The sequence below is a fragment of the Thermostichus sp. OS-CIW-33 genome (assembly GCF_054059615.1).
The window spans coordinates 46,083-58,415 of sequence record NZ_JBSSCH010000006.1 but is presented as its reverse complement, the minus strand read 5'-3'; the positions used below and the strand labels follow the sequence as shown (position 1 = coordinate 58,415).

Genomic DNA, 12,333 nt, shown 5'->3' with positions numbered 1-12,333 from the left:
AAAACGCTGCCTATTCCAGCCTTGTTCGGCGGTGTCCTGATGTAGCCGCGCAAACGTGGCAGCTGCTGTTAACTTTTGTTAAGGTAGGGGGCGAACCCACAGCTGTAGGGAGCATTGAGTCATGGCTAAGATCTTCACCGCTGAATTCAACCAATTTGAGACCATCAACGCTACTCAGGCCTGGTCTTTGTTTTTCACCATCAGCGCTTCCGATCGGCTGCTGGGTGACAACCCGGCTGTTGGCCGCTACCTAACGCTGGCTTTGTTCAGCGCCGTCCTCACCGGGATCCTGAATGTGCTGGTGGCTTCTTAGCTAGACCCTTTGCGGACGGAACGAGTTTTTTGTTAAGAGGCCGCCGGCAGAGGCAGCTTGACCTGAGACAAGGGGATCCTGCTCTCAGGTTTTTTGATTTTGAATGGGAAAGGATCCCTTGTTCTCTTTGTGGGGCTGTCTTCCGATGAAAGCTGCTGGGATAGATTTCGCGGAAACGGATCACTTTGAGGCGCCGCCTCTGACCACCAAGTTGCCCCTGCTGCTGGCCCCGGCGGGGGATTGGGAGTGTGCCAAGGCGGCAGTGGAAAACGGAGCCGATGCCATTTACTTTGGGCTGGAGCGCTTCAACGCCCGGATGCGCGCCCGCAACTTTACGGAAGCGGATTTGCCGGAACTGATGGCCTGGCTGCACCGGCGGGGGGTACGGGGCTATGTTACTTTGAATACTCTGGTTTTTCCAAGGGAGCTGACGGAAGCCGAGGGATACATCCGCTCGATGATCGCGGCGGGGGTGGATGCGGTGATTGTGCAGGATATCGGCATAGCCCGCCTGATCCGGCATCTTTCTCCCGACTTTCCCATCCACGCTTCTACGCAAATGACCATTACCAGCGGAGTGGGAGCGGAGTTTGCCGCCGAGCTGGGCTGTGAGGTGGTGGTGCTGGCGCGGGAATGTTCCCTCCAGGAAATCGCCCAGATCCAGGCCTATCTGCAAGAGAAGGGATCCTCCCTATCTCTGGAGGTCTTTGTGCATGGGGCGTTGTGTGTGGCCTACTCGGGGCAATGTCTGACCAGCGAGGCGCTGGGGGGGCGTTCGGCCAACCGAGGCGAATGTGCTCAAGCCTGCCGCATGCCCTATGAGCTGGTGGTAGATGGGATCCGCCGCGACTTAGGCGAAAAGCGGTATCTGCTCAGCCCTCAAGATTTGGCCGGGCTGGAGGTGCTGCCGGAGCTGGTGAAGCTGGGGATCCGCTGTCTGAAAATTGAGGGCCGGCTGAAATCCCCAGAATATGTAGCCAATGTAACGCGGGTGTATCGGCAGGCCTTGGATGCGCTGGGGGTGGGACAGCCGTGGCAGCCCTCGCAACAGGAACGCTACGAGCTGGAGATGAGCTTTTCTCGTGGGCTCTACACAGGCTGGCTGCGGGGCATCAACAACCAGGAGCTGGTGCACGCGCGGTTTGGCAAGAAACGGGGGGTTTACCTGGGGCAAGTGGTGGGGATCCAACAGGATCAGGTGGGGATCCGGCTGGAGGCACCCCTCAAAGCCGGGGACGGCGTGGTGTTTGATCAGGGGCAGCCGGAGTTACCGGAGCAGGGGGGACGGGTTTACCGGGTGCAAGAGAAGCAGGGGCTGGCCTGGATCAGCTTCGGAGAGGGGGTCATTGATCTCAAACGTCTGCGGGTGGGGGATCGCCTCTGGAAGACCAGCGACCCGGAACTGGAAAAGCGCCTGCGCCAAAGCTACGCCGGGGATCACCCCCGCTTTCAGCGGCCTGTCCACATGGAGGTTCACGGCCAAGTGGGATCCCCGCTGACGCTGATCCTGCGGGATGAGCAAGGCCATACGGTGCAGGTGGATTCGCCGCTGCCCCTGGAAGCTGCCCACCGCCAACCCCTCACCACCGAAAAACTGCGACAGCAACTGGGCCGTTTGGGCTCCACTCCCTTCAAGTTGGGATCCCTGCACAATGCCTTGCAGGGGGAGGTAATGCTGCCGGTGAGCCTGCTCAACCAGATGCGCCGACAAGCGGTGGAACGCCTACAAGCTCTGCGAGCTCAGCCCCCGCGCTGGCAACTCAACCCTGAAGCTCGCTGGCAAGATCTGGTGCCTTCTCAGGAGGAGCCCGCAAGGGGATCCCCGCAGTTGGTGGTGTTGGTGCGGGATCCGGCGCAACTGCCGGCGGCGATAGCCAGCGGTATTAGGCAGATCTATCTGGAGTTTGAGGATCCCCGCCGCTATCGGGAGGTGATCCGCACAACCAAAGCCGCCCATCCCGAGGTGGAACTGTGGGTCGCTCCGCCCCGCATCACCAAGCCAGGAGAAACCTGGATCCTAAAGCAAGTGTTGGTCGGCGGAGCCGATGGCTACTTGGTGAGAAATTACGATCATCTCCGTTTCTTTGCCGGGCAGCGCTGCATTGGGGATTTTTCGTTAAATGTGGCCAATCCCATCACAGCCTACTATCTCAAAACCCGCTACAACCTAGAGCGCTTGACGGCTTCCTATGACCTCAACCACGAGCAACTGGGATCCCTGCTGCAAGCCGGCCCCGCCGGTGGGTACGAGGTTACCCTTCATCAACATATGCCCCTGTTCCACATGGAGCACTGCGTCTTTTGCGCCTTTTTATCCAGCGGAACGGATTACACCAATTGTGGTCGCCCTTGCGAAAAACATGAAGTGAAGCTGAGGGACAGGGCCAATGTCGAGCATATTTTGAAGGCCGATGCCGGCTGTCGGAATACCCTCTACAACGGCAAGGCCCAAACGGGGGCAGAATATGTGCCGAAATTATTGGCCTTGGGCCTGCGCTATCTGCGCATCGAATTTTTGCATGAATCCCCCGCCGAGATTCAACAAACGCTGCATCGCTATCAGCAACTCCTACAAGGTCAACTCAGCGGATCCCAACTGTGGCAGGAGCTGAAGCTACACAGCCAATTGGGGGTTACGCGCGGGTCTTTGGAGAGTTAACGGCTGCGCTGTCTTTCTCTAGGGCGCCGGCTCTGCAGCTGTGCTCCGACCGGAGCAATGCGAAAAACATTCCGGCAAAGTTGGCGTAAAATTTCCTCAGGGTATTGTTATTCCCAGGTGCTTCCCCAACCTCTTCTCAGCTTTTTCTCTATCCTCTGGTTGCCGTGAAACACACCCTCAGCGCCCTCGTGCAGGATCAGCCTGGCGTTTTAACCCGCATTGCGGGGATGTTTGCCCGTCGCGGCTTTAACATCGACAGCCTCACCGTTGGCCCCACCGAACGACCGGGGATCTCTCGCATCACCATGGTGGTGCAGGGAGATGAACACGATGTGGAGCAGATGACGAAGCAGCTCTACAAGCTCATCGACGTGCTGAAAGTTACCGATATCACCCATGTTCCCTGCGTGGAACGGGAGCTGATGCTGGTCAAGGTCAATGCCAGCCCCGATACCCGCTCCGCCATTATGGATGTGGCCCAAATGTTTCGCGCCCGGATTGTGGATGTGGCGGAGGAGTCTTTGACTCTCGAGGTAACCGGGGATCCCGGCAAAATGGTGGCCATCATCAAGATGTTGACCAGCTTTGGCATCCGCGAGATCGCCCGTACCGGCCTGGTGGCTCTCACCCGCGAGTCCGGCGTGAATACGGAATACCTGAAGCAACACCCCACCTTAGTTACCGTCTGATGGCCTCAGGGGAAGCGATGCCAAAACTGGGGTGGAGTTGTAGGGGATCGGTTCTGCGGGGCACGATTAGCCTTGTGGCTATTGTGCTGGTGGGGCTGCTGGCCGGCTGCGGCCCTAGACCGCCAAAGCCGATTGTGCAGCAGGCCCTCGCCTATCAGATCGCTCATTTGTCCGGGCCGGTGGGATCCTTGGTGGGCAGTGACCAGCTAGCAGCCCGCCTGCAATTGCAGGATGTGAAAATCCGCCAGGATCGCCGTGAACCCTTGCTGTTAGTCTCAGGAGAAACCCTGGAAGGCCATCACCTCAGCGGTACCTACACCCTAATCGTGCAGCCGCCGGGATCCCGCCGCCCCTATCGCCGCAAAGGGGATCCCTTCCAGATCACCCTGGCCCACCAAAAGGCACAAACTGTTGCTACACAACGCTCGCCCGACCGCGTCAAAACCGTGCCCGAACGGTGGCTGCTGGCCTACAGCTCACCGGATTCCAAGACTTGGGAGGTCATCGACTTTCTGCCTCAGCCCGCACCGGCACCGGAGTTGCCTCCTGCCGGGCCAGAACCTACACTGCCGGCAACTGCACCTGCTGCCGCCGACGTTGGCAGGACGGAGTCCGATGGAGCTCCCAGCCCTACCAATACTTCTACTCCCACCTGAAGCAGAGTTATGGGGATGTCCCAGCTCACCGCAGCAGAGCTGCCCCCCAGCCAAATAGCCCATCCACCAACAGGGTATTCAGCACTGCTCCCGCAAATGCCCAATGGTGCAAGCGGCGGGATCCCTGGACTCTCCACAATCCAACACCCAGCAACAGAAGGCCCAAGCCGATGCCCCAACCCAGGCCCCAGGGGGTAGCCATTTTGTCGAGGGCCGCCCTAAAAGGGACAACCGCCTGCTCCAACCGGTCAAACTGCATCGCCTGCCGCCACTCAGGCAGCAGCCCCACCGAGTGAATGTAGAGATCTGTAACCGCCGTACCCCACAGGGAGCCGAGATAAAACCAGGTACCGATGCGGGCAAACCGTCGCCGTGTCCCCCACCAGACAATCGGGATCCCCAAGGCTTCCATGGGCATGTGCCAAAGAGGCTCAAAGCGCAGCCATCCCCAATACAGGGATCCTGCCAGCCAAGTCAGGGTAAAGCCGTACAGCAAATCTCCCCACAGGCGGGTACGGGGCTGGGAGTAGAGATGCAAGCTAAGGCCCAGCCAGCCCAAAGACATCACCAAGCTGACCCAAGGGGCATACCGCACCAGGGGCGCTTGCACAAAAACGGGCAGACTCACGAGCAGAGCTGCCACTCCCCCAATGGCATAGTGGGATCGAAAACGCCTTTGAGCCGAGAGAGGGCGGGGATCCAGCCCGGCCAAACGCTCAGAGGACAGCAGAGGCTCATCTTGGAGAGGGGGTAAAAAAGGTGTAGAAGACAAAATGCAATATTAAAAACCTTTACATCAGTTAACATAGCACCTTCTTTGCCCTTCCCTCTTCTCCCCAGCAGGAGCGGGGAAGCCTTGGGGGCCTGGCATTCTCTCTCCAGAGATGTCAGGGTGGGAAGGAGGTGCTGGCCGGAGGAAACTGTATGGACTTGTTGTTGGCAGGAGACATCGGGGGCACCAAAACCAGCCTCAGCCTTGTCAATGCCGAGGATCCCGAGCACAGCCTTTACCACTGCCGCTATGCCAGCCAAGATTACGCCAACCTCGCCCCAATGGTGGGAGAGTTTCTGGCCCAGGCTCGGCGGGAGCTGGGGCGAGATCCACAGCCTGCTGCCGCCTGTTTTGCAGTGGCCGGCCCCGTCATGGAAACAAGGGGCTCAGGGTCTGAGGGACAGACTGCCAAAGTGACCAACTTGCCCTGGGATCTGCAGTCGAGCCAATTGGCCGCAGAGCTGGGGATCCCGCGCGTAGCCTTGATCAACGACTTCAGCGCCGTGGGGTATGGCGTGCTTGCCCTCGGCGACCAGGATCTGGACACCTTGCAAGTGGGTGAGCGTCAACCGCGGGCTCCGATTGGCGTGATGGGAGCAGGCACGGGTTTGGGGCAGGCTTACCTTACCTGGGGAGAAGGGGGTTACCAAGTTCATGCCAGCGAGGGCGGTCACGTGGACTTTTCCCCGCGCACCCCTCTGGAGTGGGAGCTCTTGAGGTATTTGCAAAAACGGCACGGACGTGTCTCCACCGAGCGGGTGGTCTCGGGGCAGGGGATCGTTGCCATTTATCAATTTTTGCGGGATAGCCAGTGGGGCTCAGGAGAAGAACAGCTGCTGGCCCAAATTGAGGCTTGGGAAAAGGGAGCTAAGCATATTGACCCGGCAGCCCAAATTGCCAATGCTGCCATGGAAGCACGGGATCCCCTGGCGGTGGAGTGTCTGCGGCTTTTCATCAGCCTGTACGGGGCTGCAGTCGGGAACTTTGCCCTACACCTATTGCCGCGCGGGGGCCTGTTCATCGCCGGGGGGATCGCGCCCAAGCTCTTGCGCCTACTGCATCAAGGGGAGTTTTTGTCCTCGTTTTTGGATAAGGGGCGGATGCGTCCTCTTCTGGAGCAACTGTCGGTGCAGGTGGTGGTGAATGCGCAGGTGGGGCTGAGGGGAGCTGCTCGCTACGCCGCCAACCTTTGGTAGGGAGCAGCCGCTGCTACTGAGGTTGCCGCCCCGGCCCAGCAGGCGATCGCAGCAATCCCAATGGGTGCTGGAAAATCTCGCCCAGCTGCCCTTTGCCGGGATCCCAGACTCCATCTTGAGCCAGCAGATGGGGCAAGATGGGATTGCGCCTTTGCTGGGCTGGATTGGCAGACCCCACACCGGAAAGCACTCTGCCTGTGGCTCCGCCATCCAACTGACAATGATCGCCACCACGCAGAGGGACTTCATAGAAACTTCATGGTTGATCCGATGAATCCAATCTTTTGGGCTTTGGGCATAGCTGTGCTGCTGGCCGTGGGCTTGGCAGCCTATCTGTTGACTGCTCGCAAATACGAGTCTCCCGCCTCTGTGGCCAAGTCTTACGACGAGTGGACTCGGGATGGGATCCTAGAGTTTTACTGGGGCGAACACATTCACCTAGGCCACTACGGCTCTCCTCCCCAACGAAAAAATTTTCTGCAGGCCAAGCACGACTTTGTCCACGAGATGGTGCGCTGGGGGGGGTTGGATCGACTGCCTGCAGGGACAACCGTGTTGGATGTGGGCTGCGGCATTGGTGGGAGCTGCCGCATCTTGGCCCGCGACTACGGCTTTGTTGTAACCGGTATCACCATCAGTCCTCAGCAGGTGAAGCGGGCCCAGGAGCTCACCCCCCCTGATCTGCCTGTCCAGTTTCAGGTGGCAGATGCCCTCGACCTGCCCTTCCCCGATGCCAGCTTCGATGTGGTGTGGTCCATTGAGGCAGGGCCTCACATGCCGGACAAGGCCCGCTATGCCCAAGAGATGCTGCGGGTGTTGAAGCCAGGGGGGATCCTGGTGGTGGCCGACTGGAACCAGCGGGACGACCGGCAAAAGCCCCTCAACCTGTGGGAACGGCTGGTGATGCGGCAATTGTTGGATCAATGGTCGCACCCTTCCTTCTCCAGCATCGAAGGCTTTGCCGAGCAGTTGGAGGCTACTGGCCTGGTGGCGGGACGGGTAGAAACCGCCGACTGGACTCAGGAGACCCTTCCCTCTTGGCTGGATTCCATCTGGCAGGGTGTTGTCCGCCCTGAGGGCTTTCTCAGGTTTGGCTTGGTCGGCTTGGTGAAGTCCTTGCGGGAGGTACCCACCTTTTTGCTGATGCGGCTGGCTTTCGGCACAGGGCTGTGTCGCTTTGGCATGTTCCGAGCGGTGCGGGCAGCTTGTGCTCACAGCCCCAGCTCGGACTTAGCCTGTTGGGCGGCCAGGAGCACCTCCGCATCTTCGGCCTGCGACCAGTCGGGGTCGGCGATCTCGGCGTAGAACCTTTGGTCGTAGGAGCGGGTTTGCACCACCACCGGCATAGGCACGGCGTGGCCGAGAAGGAGGGCCTGTTGTTTGGAATCCAGCTTGGCCAACACCGTTTTCAGGTTCTGGCTACCCGCCACCCCTGTGAACACCGCCTCGATATCTTGGTCGTCGTTGAGCAGCGCCGTAATGCGAGTGCCCAACTGCGACATCACTTCGCTATCGATGCTGGAAGGGCGTTGATCCACCACCAGCAGCGTGACAAAGTACTTGCGCATCTCGCGGGCAATGGTGCCGAAGATGGTCTGCTTGGCCGCCCGCGGATTTAGAAAGCGGTGGGCCTCCTCGATGGTGATGCACAGTTGACGGGGCCGGTCGAGGGGATTTTTGGATTGCAAGTACCGCTCCGTCTGGTGCACGTAGGCCTGGTGAATGCGGCGGGTGATGACGTTGGCCGCCAACATGTAGGAGAGCAGGTTGGACTGGGATCCAAACTCGATAACCACGTGAATGCCGCGGCTGAGGGCATCCAAAATCTGGCCGATGTAGTTGTGGGGCAGGGTGCTGCGGATGTACTTGAGGTTGTCAAGGCGGGTGAGCTTGCGCTGCAGGGCCATCATCGAGGCTTTGTTGCCCATTTTCTGTTCGCAAAACTCTTGAATCTCGGTGTTGGAAAGGCTCAAGAGGCGGCTGATCCAGTCGCGGCCAAACTCGTTGCGCAGGATAATGGCGTTTTCCAGGCTGGCTTCCGATAGGTTCAGCTCCTCTGCCAACAGGGCCAGATCCTCCACCTCGATCTGGTTGTAGGCGATGAAGAGCTCCTGCGCATCCCGCACCCCTCGCCGCCGGGTGGAATCGGGATCCAGGGTGTAGATTTGCACCTGACCGGGAAAGAGCTGCCGCAAGCCTTTCACAGTAGTGGCGTGCTTGTCTTCGCTGGCTGCCTCCCAGCCATACTCGGAGTGCATGTCAAAGATCAGGTTCACCGCCGCCCGTTTGCGGATGATACCGGCCAGGATCAGGCGGGCCAGAAAGGACTTTCCGGTGCCCGATTTGCCGAAAATGCCGTTGCTGCGCTCCACCCAGCGATCCAAGTCCAAACAGATGGGCACAGCCATGTCGAGGGGCTGGCCGATAGCAAAGTTGCGCCGCTCCGGGTCGTCTTCCCAGCCGAAGACGGTGCGAAAGTCCAGTTCCCGTGCCTCATACACTTGCGAAAAATGGGCGGGCACTGTTTTCACGGGCAGCAGCTCCATGGCGCCAGCGGAAGGGGGTTCTTGGCCGAGGGGAGCTGCCAACGCTTCTGGCCGTTCGGGATTGACCAGGGGATACAGCCTTTCCCCTTCCGTCTGCCGCGGCACCAACATCAGCATCGGGGTGAGGGCAATAATGCCGTAGGTGCCGGTACCTGCCAGCACCTCCTGCAGCAAGGTCTCTTCCGGGCGGGGGGGATTGACCAGAATTTGGGGGTTGCTGGTTTCTAGGGTAACGTCAGTAAGCAGGCCAAAGAAGCGGTTGCGCTGCCCCTGGATCACCACGAATTTGCCCACCCGCAAGTCTTCTACCGAGACACCGGGATTGAGGCGAGCTTCCAGCCCTCGACTCAGGGATCCCTGAATCACGGTGGCCAAAGGTTGAGGAGGGGTCATGGCAGTGGGGGTTGGGTTCCAGATGCCTTATTCAGTTGCCCATCTGTAAGCGGGCGCTGGTGCGGGGGGCGCCATCCTGCACAATCCAGGTGCGGACGATCTCCACTTCCTCGGGTGTCCAAAAACCCAGACGGGATAGGGGCAGCCCACGGGCTTGAATGTAGGCAATCTCAGGGGATCCGCCGCGAGCTTGGGGGCGGTTGGGGTTATTGGCGTTGAGGATGTAGGCGTGGCGGCTCGTCCACCGGGGATTGATCAACTCGCTATTGGGATCCCCGGGCTTGACATAGGCCATCGTGGCCTCATAACTGTCCAGCAACTGGGTGCGCTGCCGTCCTGCCGGCTGATGGCAACCCACACAACTGGCTTCTAGCAGCGGTTTGACATCCCGTTCGTAGGTAAATTGCGGTTCGGTGCGAAAACTCAGCTGAATGGCCTGCTCGAGGGGCAGCCCCTCTTGGGGAGAAAGCGTGAGGGTGTAACGGGTGCTAAAGCGCAAGGGATCCCGAGGCTTAAGCAACAACTCGTCTCCCTGCACATCAAAAATAACCGCTGCCGGCGGATCCAACTGAACCGCCAGACGTTGTAGATTGGGATCCAGTGGCCGATTGAATTGCAGCCGAATGACTCTATCCACAAAAACATCCTGCTGTTCGGGGGTAGGCTGGGAAGACACCCACTCCAAAAATGCCTGACTTTGAGAAGCATTCGACTGAGGCCAAACTTGCCGATGAGACTCGATGACAAAGAACGCTGCTGCCAACAACAACAGCCCCGCCCAAGTTCGCCACCGCCGCCAATGGCGAAAGACATTTGGCACGGTCGGAGTGTTCATTGTTGCAGACCCAATTCAACTGTTGTCAGAATAGCGAACTTGCCCACACTTCAGCCATTGATGAGGTACAAACTGCCAGGGATCCCCAGCGGATCATGAGGATCCCTTGTTCTGAAAAGTAGAAAGACAATGAGCACCGGAGCGAAGGGAAGAGGTCGCTGCTCCCAAGCCCCTAGAGGCCGAAAGGAATACCGAGGGCTTTACCCTGGCTGAGATGAGATCACCAGCAGGGAAAAGCGGCACAGGGAGGCAGCAAATCAGTTGACCCGCTCCAGCTTGATGTTGTGGTGGCCCAGCTTGATCTCAAACTCATCTCCGGGCTTGAGGCCCATCTTCTTGGTGTAGGCAGCTCCGATCAGGAGATTGCCATTCTTATGAACCGAAACCCGGAAGGTAGGAGCGCGGCCACGGGATCCATTTTCGTCACTAGCGCCGAGATCCACGCCAACGGCCTTCAACAGGGCGTTGTTAAACTGCATCAGATTCACTCGCTCCTGACCATTCTTGGTGTAGGTGACATAACCACAGGCGCGAGCTTTTTCCTTGCGATCCGCATTTCCCATTGAAGTTACCTTGTCGAGGAGCTCTTGGCCAGTGAGTGGTTTTGGTTTACTGGTTGTAGCCATATCGAGATGGTTTTAGGGACAACTGTTAGTGTAGCCAGAAACAAACAGGGATTGCAACAGAGTTTGATCCAATTCCTTCTTATTACAGGGAATAAGTCAGCGACCGCAATGGGATCTGAGGGGTGGTTGCGCAAAACAGCAGTGGGGAATTCCCTCTAAAGGCCAGAACCTGTGGGGGAGACTTTGGCTGAAATTGGGTAATGACAGATCCTCAGGCCCTATTCTCGACAGGGTCAAAAGTATCTTTGGGCGAGGGATCCCCGCTTCGCCGCCGGAATTGAGCAAAAGCAGGGAAACTGGAAACAAGGCTGTTTGCGTGTCACTCAATATGGATCCCTTTTGGTCGGGGCGGCGTCTCCTCATTGGGGTGAGCGGGGGGATTGCTGCTTACAAAACGGCAGCTTTGGTGTCTGCTCTGGTGCAGCAGGGAGCAGAGCTCAAGGTGGTTTTGACAAAAGCTGCGGAACATTTTATTTCTCCTTTGACTTTTGCCACCTTGTCCCGCCAGCCGGCTTTTACGGATGCCGCCTTTTGGCAAGCAACACGAGGACGACCGCTGCACATCGAGTTGGGGGAATGGGCGGAGGCTCTCCTCATTGCACCCTTGTCGGCCAACACCTTGGGCAAGTTGGCTCATGGGCTGGCGGATAACTTGCTCACCAATGTGGTTTTGGCTTCCCGGTGTCCGGTGGCGGTGGCACCGGCTATGAATACGCAGATGTGGAAGGCAGAGAAGGTAGCCGAGAATTGGCAGCGGCTACACCAGGATCCCCGTTTTTGGGCCTTGCCGACGGCCAGTGGCCGCCTGGCCTGTGATGCGGTGGGGGAAGGGCGCATGTTGGAGCCGGAGGCGCTGCAGGAGTATGTGCGGGCTTTGCTCTGGACAGGGGGGAAAAAAGATTGGCAGGGCAAGCGGGTGTTGGTGACGGCGGGGGGTACACGGGAGCCCATCGACGCGGTGCGTTTTATCGGCAACCCGGCCAGTGGTCGGATGGGAGTGGCGCTGGCGGTGGCGGCAGCCTGCCGGGGGGCGACAGTGACGCTGGTCCATGGGCCGTTGGGGATCCCTTTTGAGCCGGAACCCTTTGGCATTCGGGCCATTCGAGTGGAAACGGCAGCCCAACTGGAAGCGGCTTTGCAGGCGGAATTTCCCCAGGCGGATCTCTTGTGGATGGCTGCTGCTGTGGGGGATGTGCGCCCCTCTCAGGTTTACGCGGGGAAGCTGCCCAAAGCCGATCTACCCCAGATGTTGCCGTTGGAGCCGATCCCTGACCTGCTGGCAGCTCTGGCCCGCCACAAACGCCCTGGCCAACGCCTCATCGGCTTTGCCGCCCAAAGTGGGGATCCCTTGCCACCGGCCAGAGAGAAGCTCCGCCAGAAGGGCCTGGATGCTATTGTGGCCAACCCCATCGACCAACCGGATAGCGGCTTTGGCAGCAGCCACAACCAAGGCTATTGGATCCCCCAGCAGGGAAGTCCAGAGCGGATCCCATTGGCAACCAAGCCAACCCTGGCCCACCGGCTGCTGGATCTGGCCCGGCAATTGGAGTTGGGCTACTTTAGTTAAACTCCCTCTCCCTCTGGAAGAGGGGCCGGGGGTGGGGGCTGTGCGGTACAGAACGCTAAACTTCCCGGAATAGCTGTCCGC

Annotated in this window: 11 protein-coding genes; 7 read left to right on the top strand and 4 right to left on the bottom strand. The window is 59.1% G+C overall.

The genetic code is table 11. From position 1 onward, the window contains the following. Positions 1-121 precede the first annotated feature (121 nt). The 4 genes from ACVWZG_RS06100 (at position 122) to ACVWZG_RS06085 (ending at position 4,317) form a co-directional block, all read left to right on the top strand. Entirely contained in the window at positions 122-313 is a 192-nt protein-coding gene (locus ACVWZG_RS06100; RefSeq protein WP_011432601.1) for a hypothetical protein, read from the top strand. Between the two features lie 145 nt (positions 314-458). Beyond that, positions 459-2,972 (top strand): peptidase U32 family protein, encoded by a 2,514-nt coding sequence (locus ACVWZG_RS06095; protein ID WP_457405664.1) that lies wholly within the window; start codon positions 459-461, stop codon positions 2,970-2,972. Between the two features lie 164 nt (positions 2,973-3,136). Next, positions 3,137-3,661, top strand: a complete 525-nt coding sequence (gene ilvN, locus ACVWZG_RS06090) for an acetolactate synthase small subunit (protein WP_011432604.1) — start codon at positions 3,137-3,139, stop codon at positions 3,659-3,661. Positions 3,662-3,735: 74 nt separating this feature from the next. Further along, entirely contained in the window at positions 3,736-4,317 is a 582-nt protein-coding gene (locus ACVWZG_RS06085; protein WP_457405661.1) for a hypothetical protein, read from the top strand. A gap of 25 nt (positions 4,318-4,342) precedes the next feature. Here ACVWZG_RS06085 and ACVWZG_RS06080 read toward each other — a convergent pair whose 3' ends face one another. Beyond that, entirely contained in the window at positions 4,343-5,089 is a 747-nt protein-coding gene (locus tag ACVWZG_RS06080; protein WP_457405658.1) for a DUF3120 domain-containing protein, read from the bottom strand. Between the two features lie 152 nt (positions 5,090-5,241). Here ACVWZG_RS06080 and ACVWZG_RS06075 point away from each other — a divergent pair, with 152 nt between their 5' ends. Together ACVWZG_RS06075 and ACVWZG_RS06070 are read left to right on the top strand one after the other, a co-directional pair. Beyond that, positions 5,242-6,285, top strand: a complete 1,044-nt coding sequence (locus ACVWZG_RS06075; protein WP_414344654.1) for a glucokinase — start codon at positions 5,242-5,244, stop codon at positions 6,283-6,285. A 270-nt stretch (positions 6,286-6,555) separates the two neighbouring features. After that, positions 6,556-7,590: a methyltransferase domain-containing protein gene (locus ACVWZG_RS06070; RefSeq protein ID WP_457405656.1), complete on the top strand. Its 1,035-nt coding sequence runs from the start codon at positions 6,556-6,558 to the stop codon at positions 7,588-7,590. Here ACVWZG_RS06070 and ACVWZG_RS06065 read toward each other — a convergent pair. From ACVWZG_RS06065 to ACVWZG_RS06055, 3 genes are all read right to left on the bottom strand, one after another. Next, positions 7,497-9,224 (bottom strand): helicase HerA domain-containing protein, encoded by a 1,728-nt coding sequence (locus ACVWZG_RS06065; RefSeq protein WP_457405654.1) that lies wholly within the window; start codon positions 9,222-9,224, stop codon positions 7,497-7,499. The two genes, ACVWZG_RS06070 and ACVWZG_RS06065, sit on opposite strands and share 94 nt — an antisense overlap. Before the next feature lie 31 nt (positions 9,225-9,255). Next, positions 9,256-10,059, bottom strand: a complete 804-nt coding sequence (locus tag ACVWZG_RS06060; RefSeq protein WP_457405651.1) for an Ig-like domain-containing protein — start codon at positions 10,057-10,059, stop codon at positions 9,256-9,258. 257 nt (positions 10,060-10,316) lie between these two features. Then, the gene (locus tag ACVWZG_RS06055; RefSeq protein ID WP_011432615.1) at positions 10,317-10,685 is read right to left on the bottom strand and encodes an AbrB family transcriptional regulator; all 369 of its coding nucleotides are present in this window, start codon (positions 10,683-10,685) and stop codon (positions 10,317-10,319) included. A gap of 328 nt (positions 10,686-11,013) precedes the next feature. Here ACVWZG_RS06055 and coaBC point away from each other — a divergent pair, with 328 nt between their 5' ends. Then, complete coding sequence (gene coaBC, locus ACVWZG_RS06050) at positions 11,014-12,252, top strand: bifunctional phosphopantothenoylcysteine decarboxylase/phosphopantothenate--cysteine ligase CoaBC (protein ID WP_011432616.1); 1,239 nt, start codon at positions 11,014-11,016, stop codon at positions 12,250-12,252. The last annotated feature ends 81 nt before the right edge of the window (positions 12,253-12,333 follow it).

What these genes read in the sequence shown, in the direction of transcription:
- ACVWZG_RS06100 (WP_011432601.1), top strand. Translation starts at nt 122, where the DNA reads ATGGCTAAGATCTTCACCGCTGAATTCAACCAATTTGAGACCATCAAC.
- ACVWZG_RS06095 (WP_457405664.1), top strand. Translation starts at nt 459, where the DNA reads ATGAAAGCTGCTGGGATAGATTTCGCGGAAACGGATCACTTTGAGGCG.
- ACVWZG_RS06075 (WP_414344654.1), top strand. Translation starts at nt 5,242, where the DNA reads ATGGACTTGTTGTTGGCAGGAGACATCGGGGGCACCAAAACCAGCCTC.
- ACVWZG_RS06070 (WP_457405656.1), top strand. Translation starts at nt 6,556, where the DNA reads ATGAATCCAATCTTTTGGGCTTTGGGCATAGCTGTGCTGCTGGCCGTG.
- ACVWZG_RS06065 (WP_457405654.1), bottom strand. Translation starts at nt 9,224, where the DNA reads ATGACCCCTCCTCAACCTTTGGCCACCGTGATTCAGGGATCCCTGAGT.
- ACVWZG_RS06060 (WP_457405651.1), bottom strand. Translation starts at nt 10,059, where the DNA reads ATGAACACTCCGACCGTGCCAAATGTCTTTCGCCATTGGCGGCGGTGG.
- ACVWZG_RS06055 (WP_011432615.1), bottom strand. Translation starts at nt 10,685, where the DNA reads ATGGCTACAACCAGTAAACCAAAACCACTCACTGGCCAAGAGCTCCTC.
- coaBC (WP_011432616.1), top strand. Translation starts at nt 11,014, where the DNA reads ATGGATCCCTTTTGGTCGGGGCGGCGTCTCCTCATTGGGGTGAGCGGG.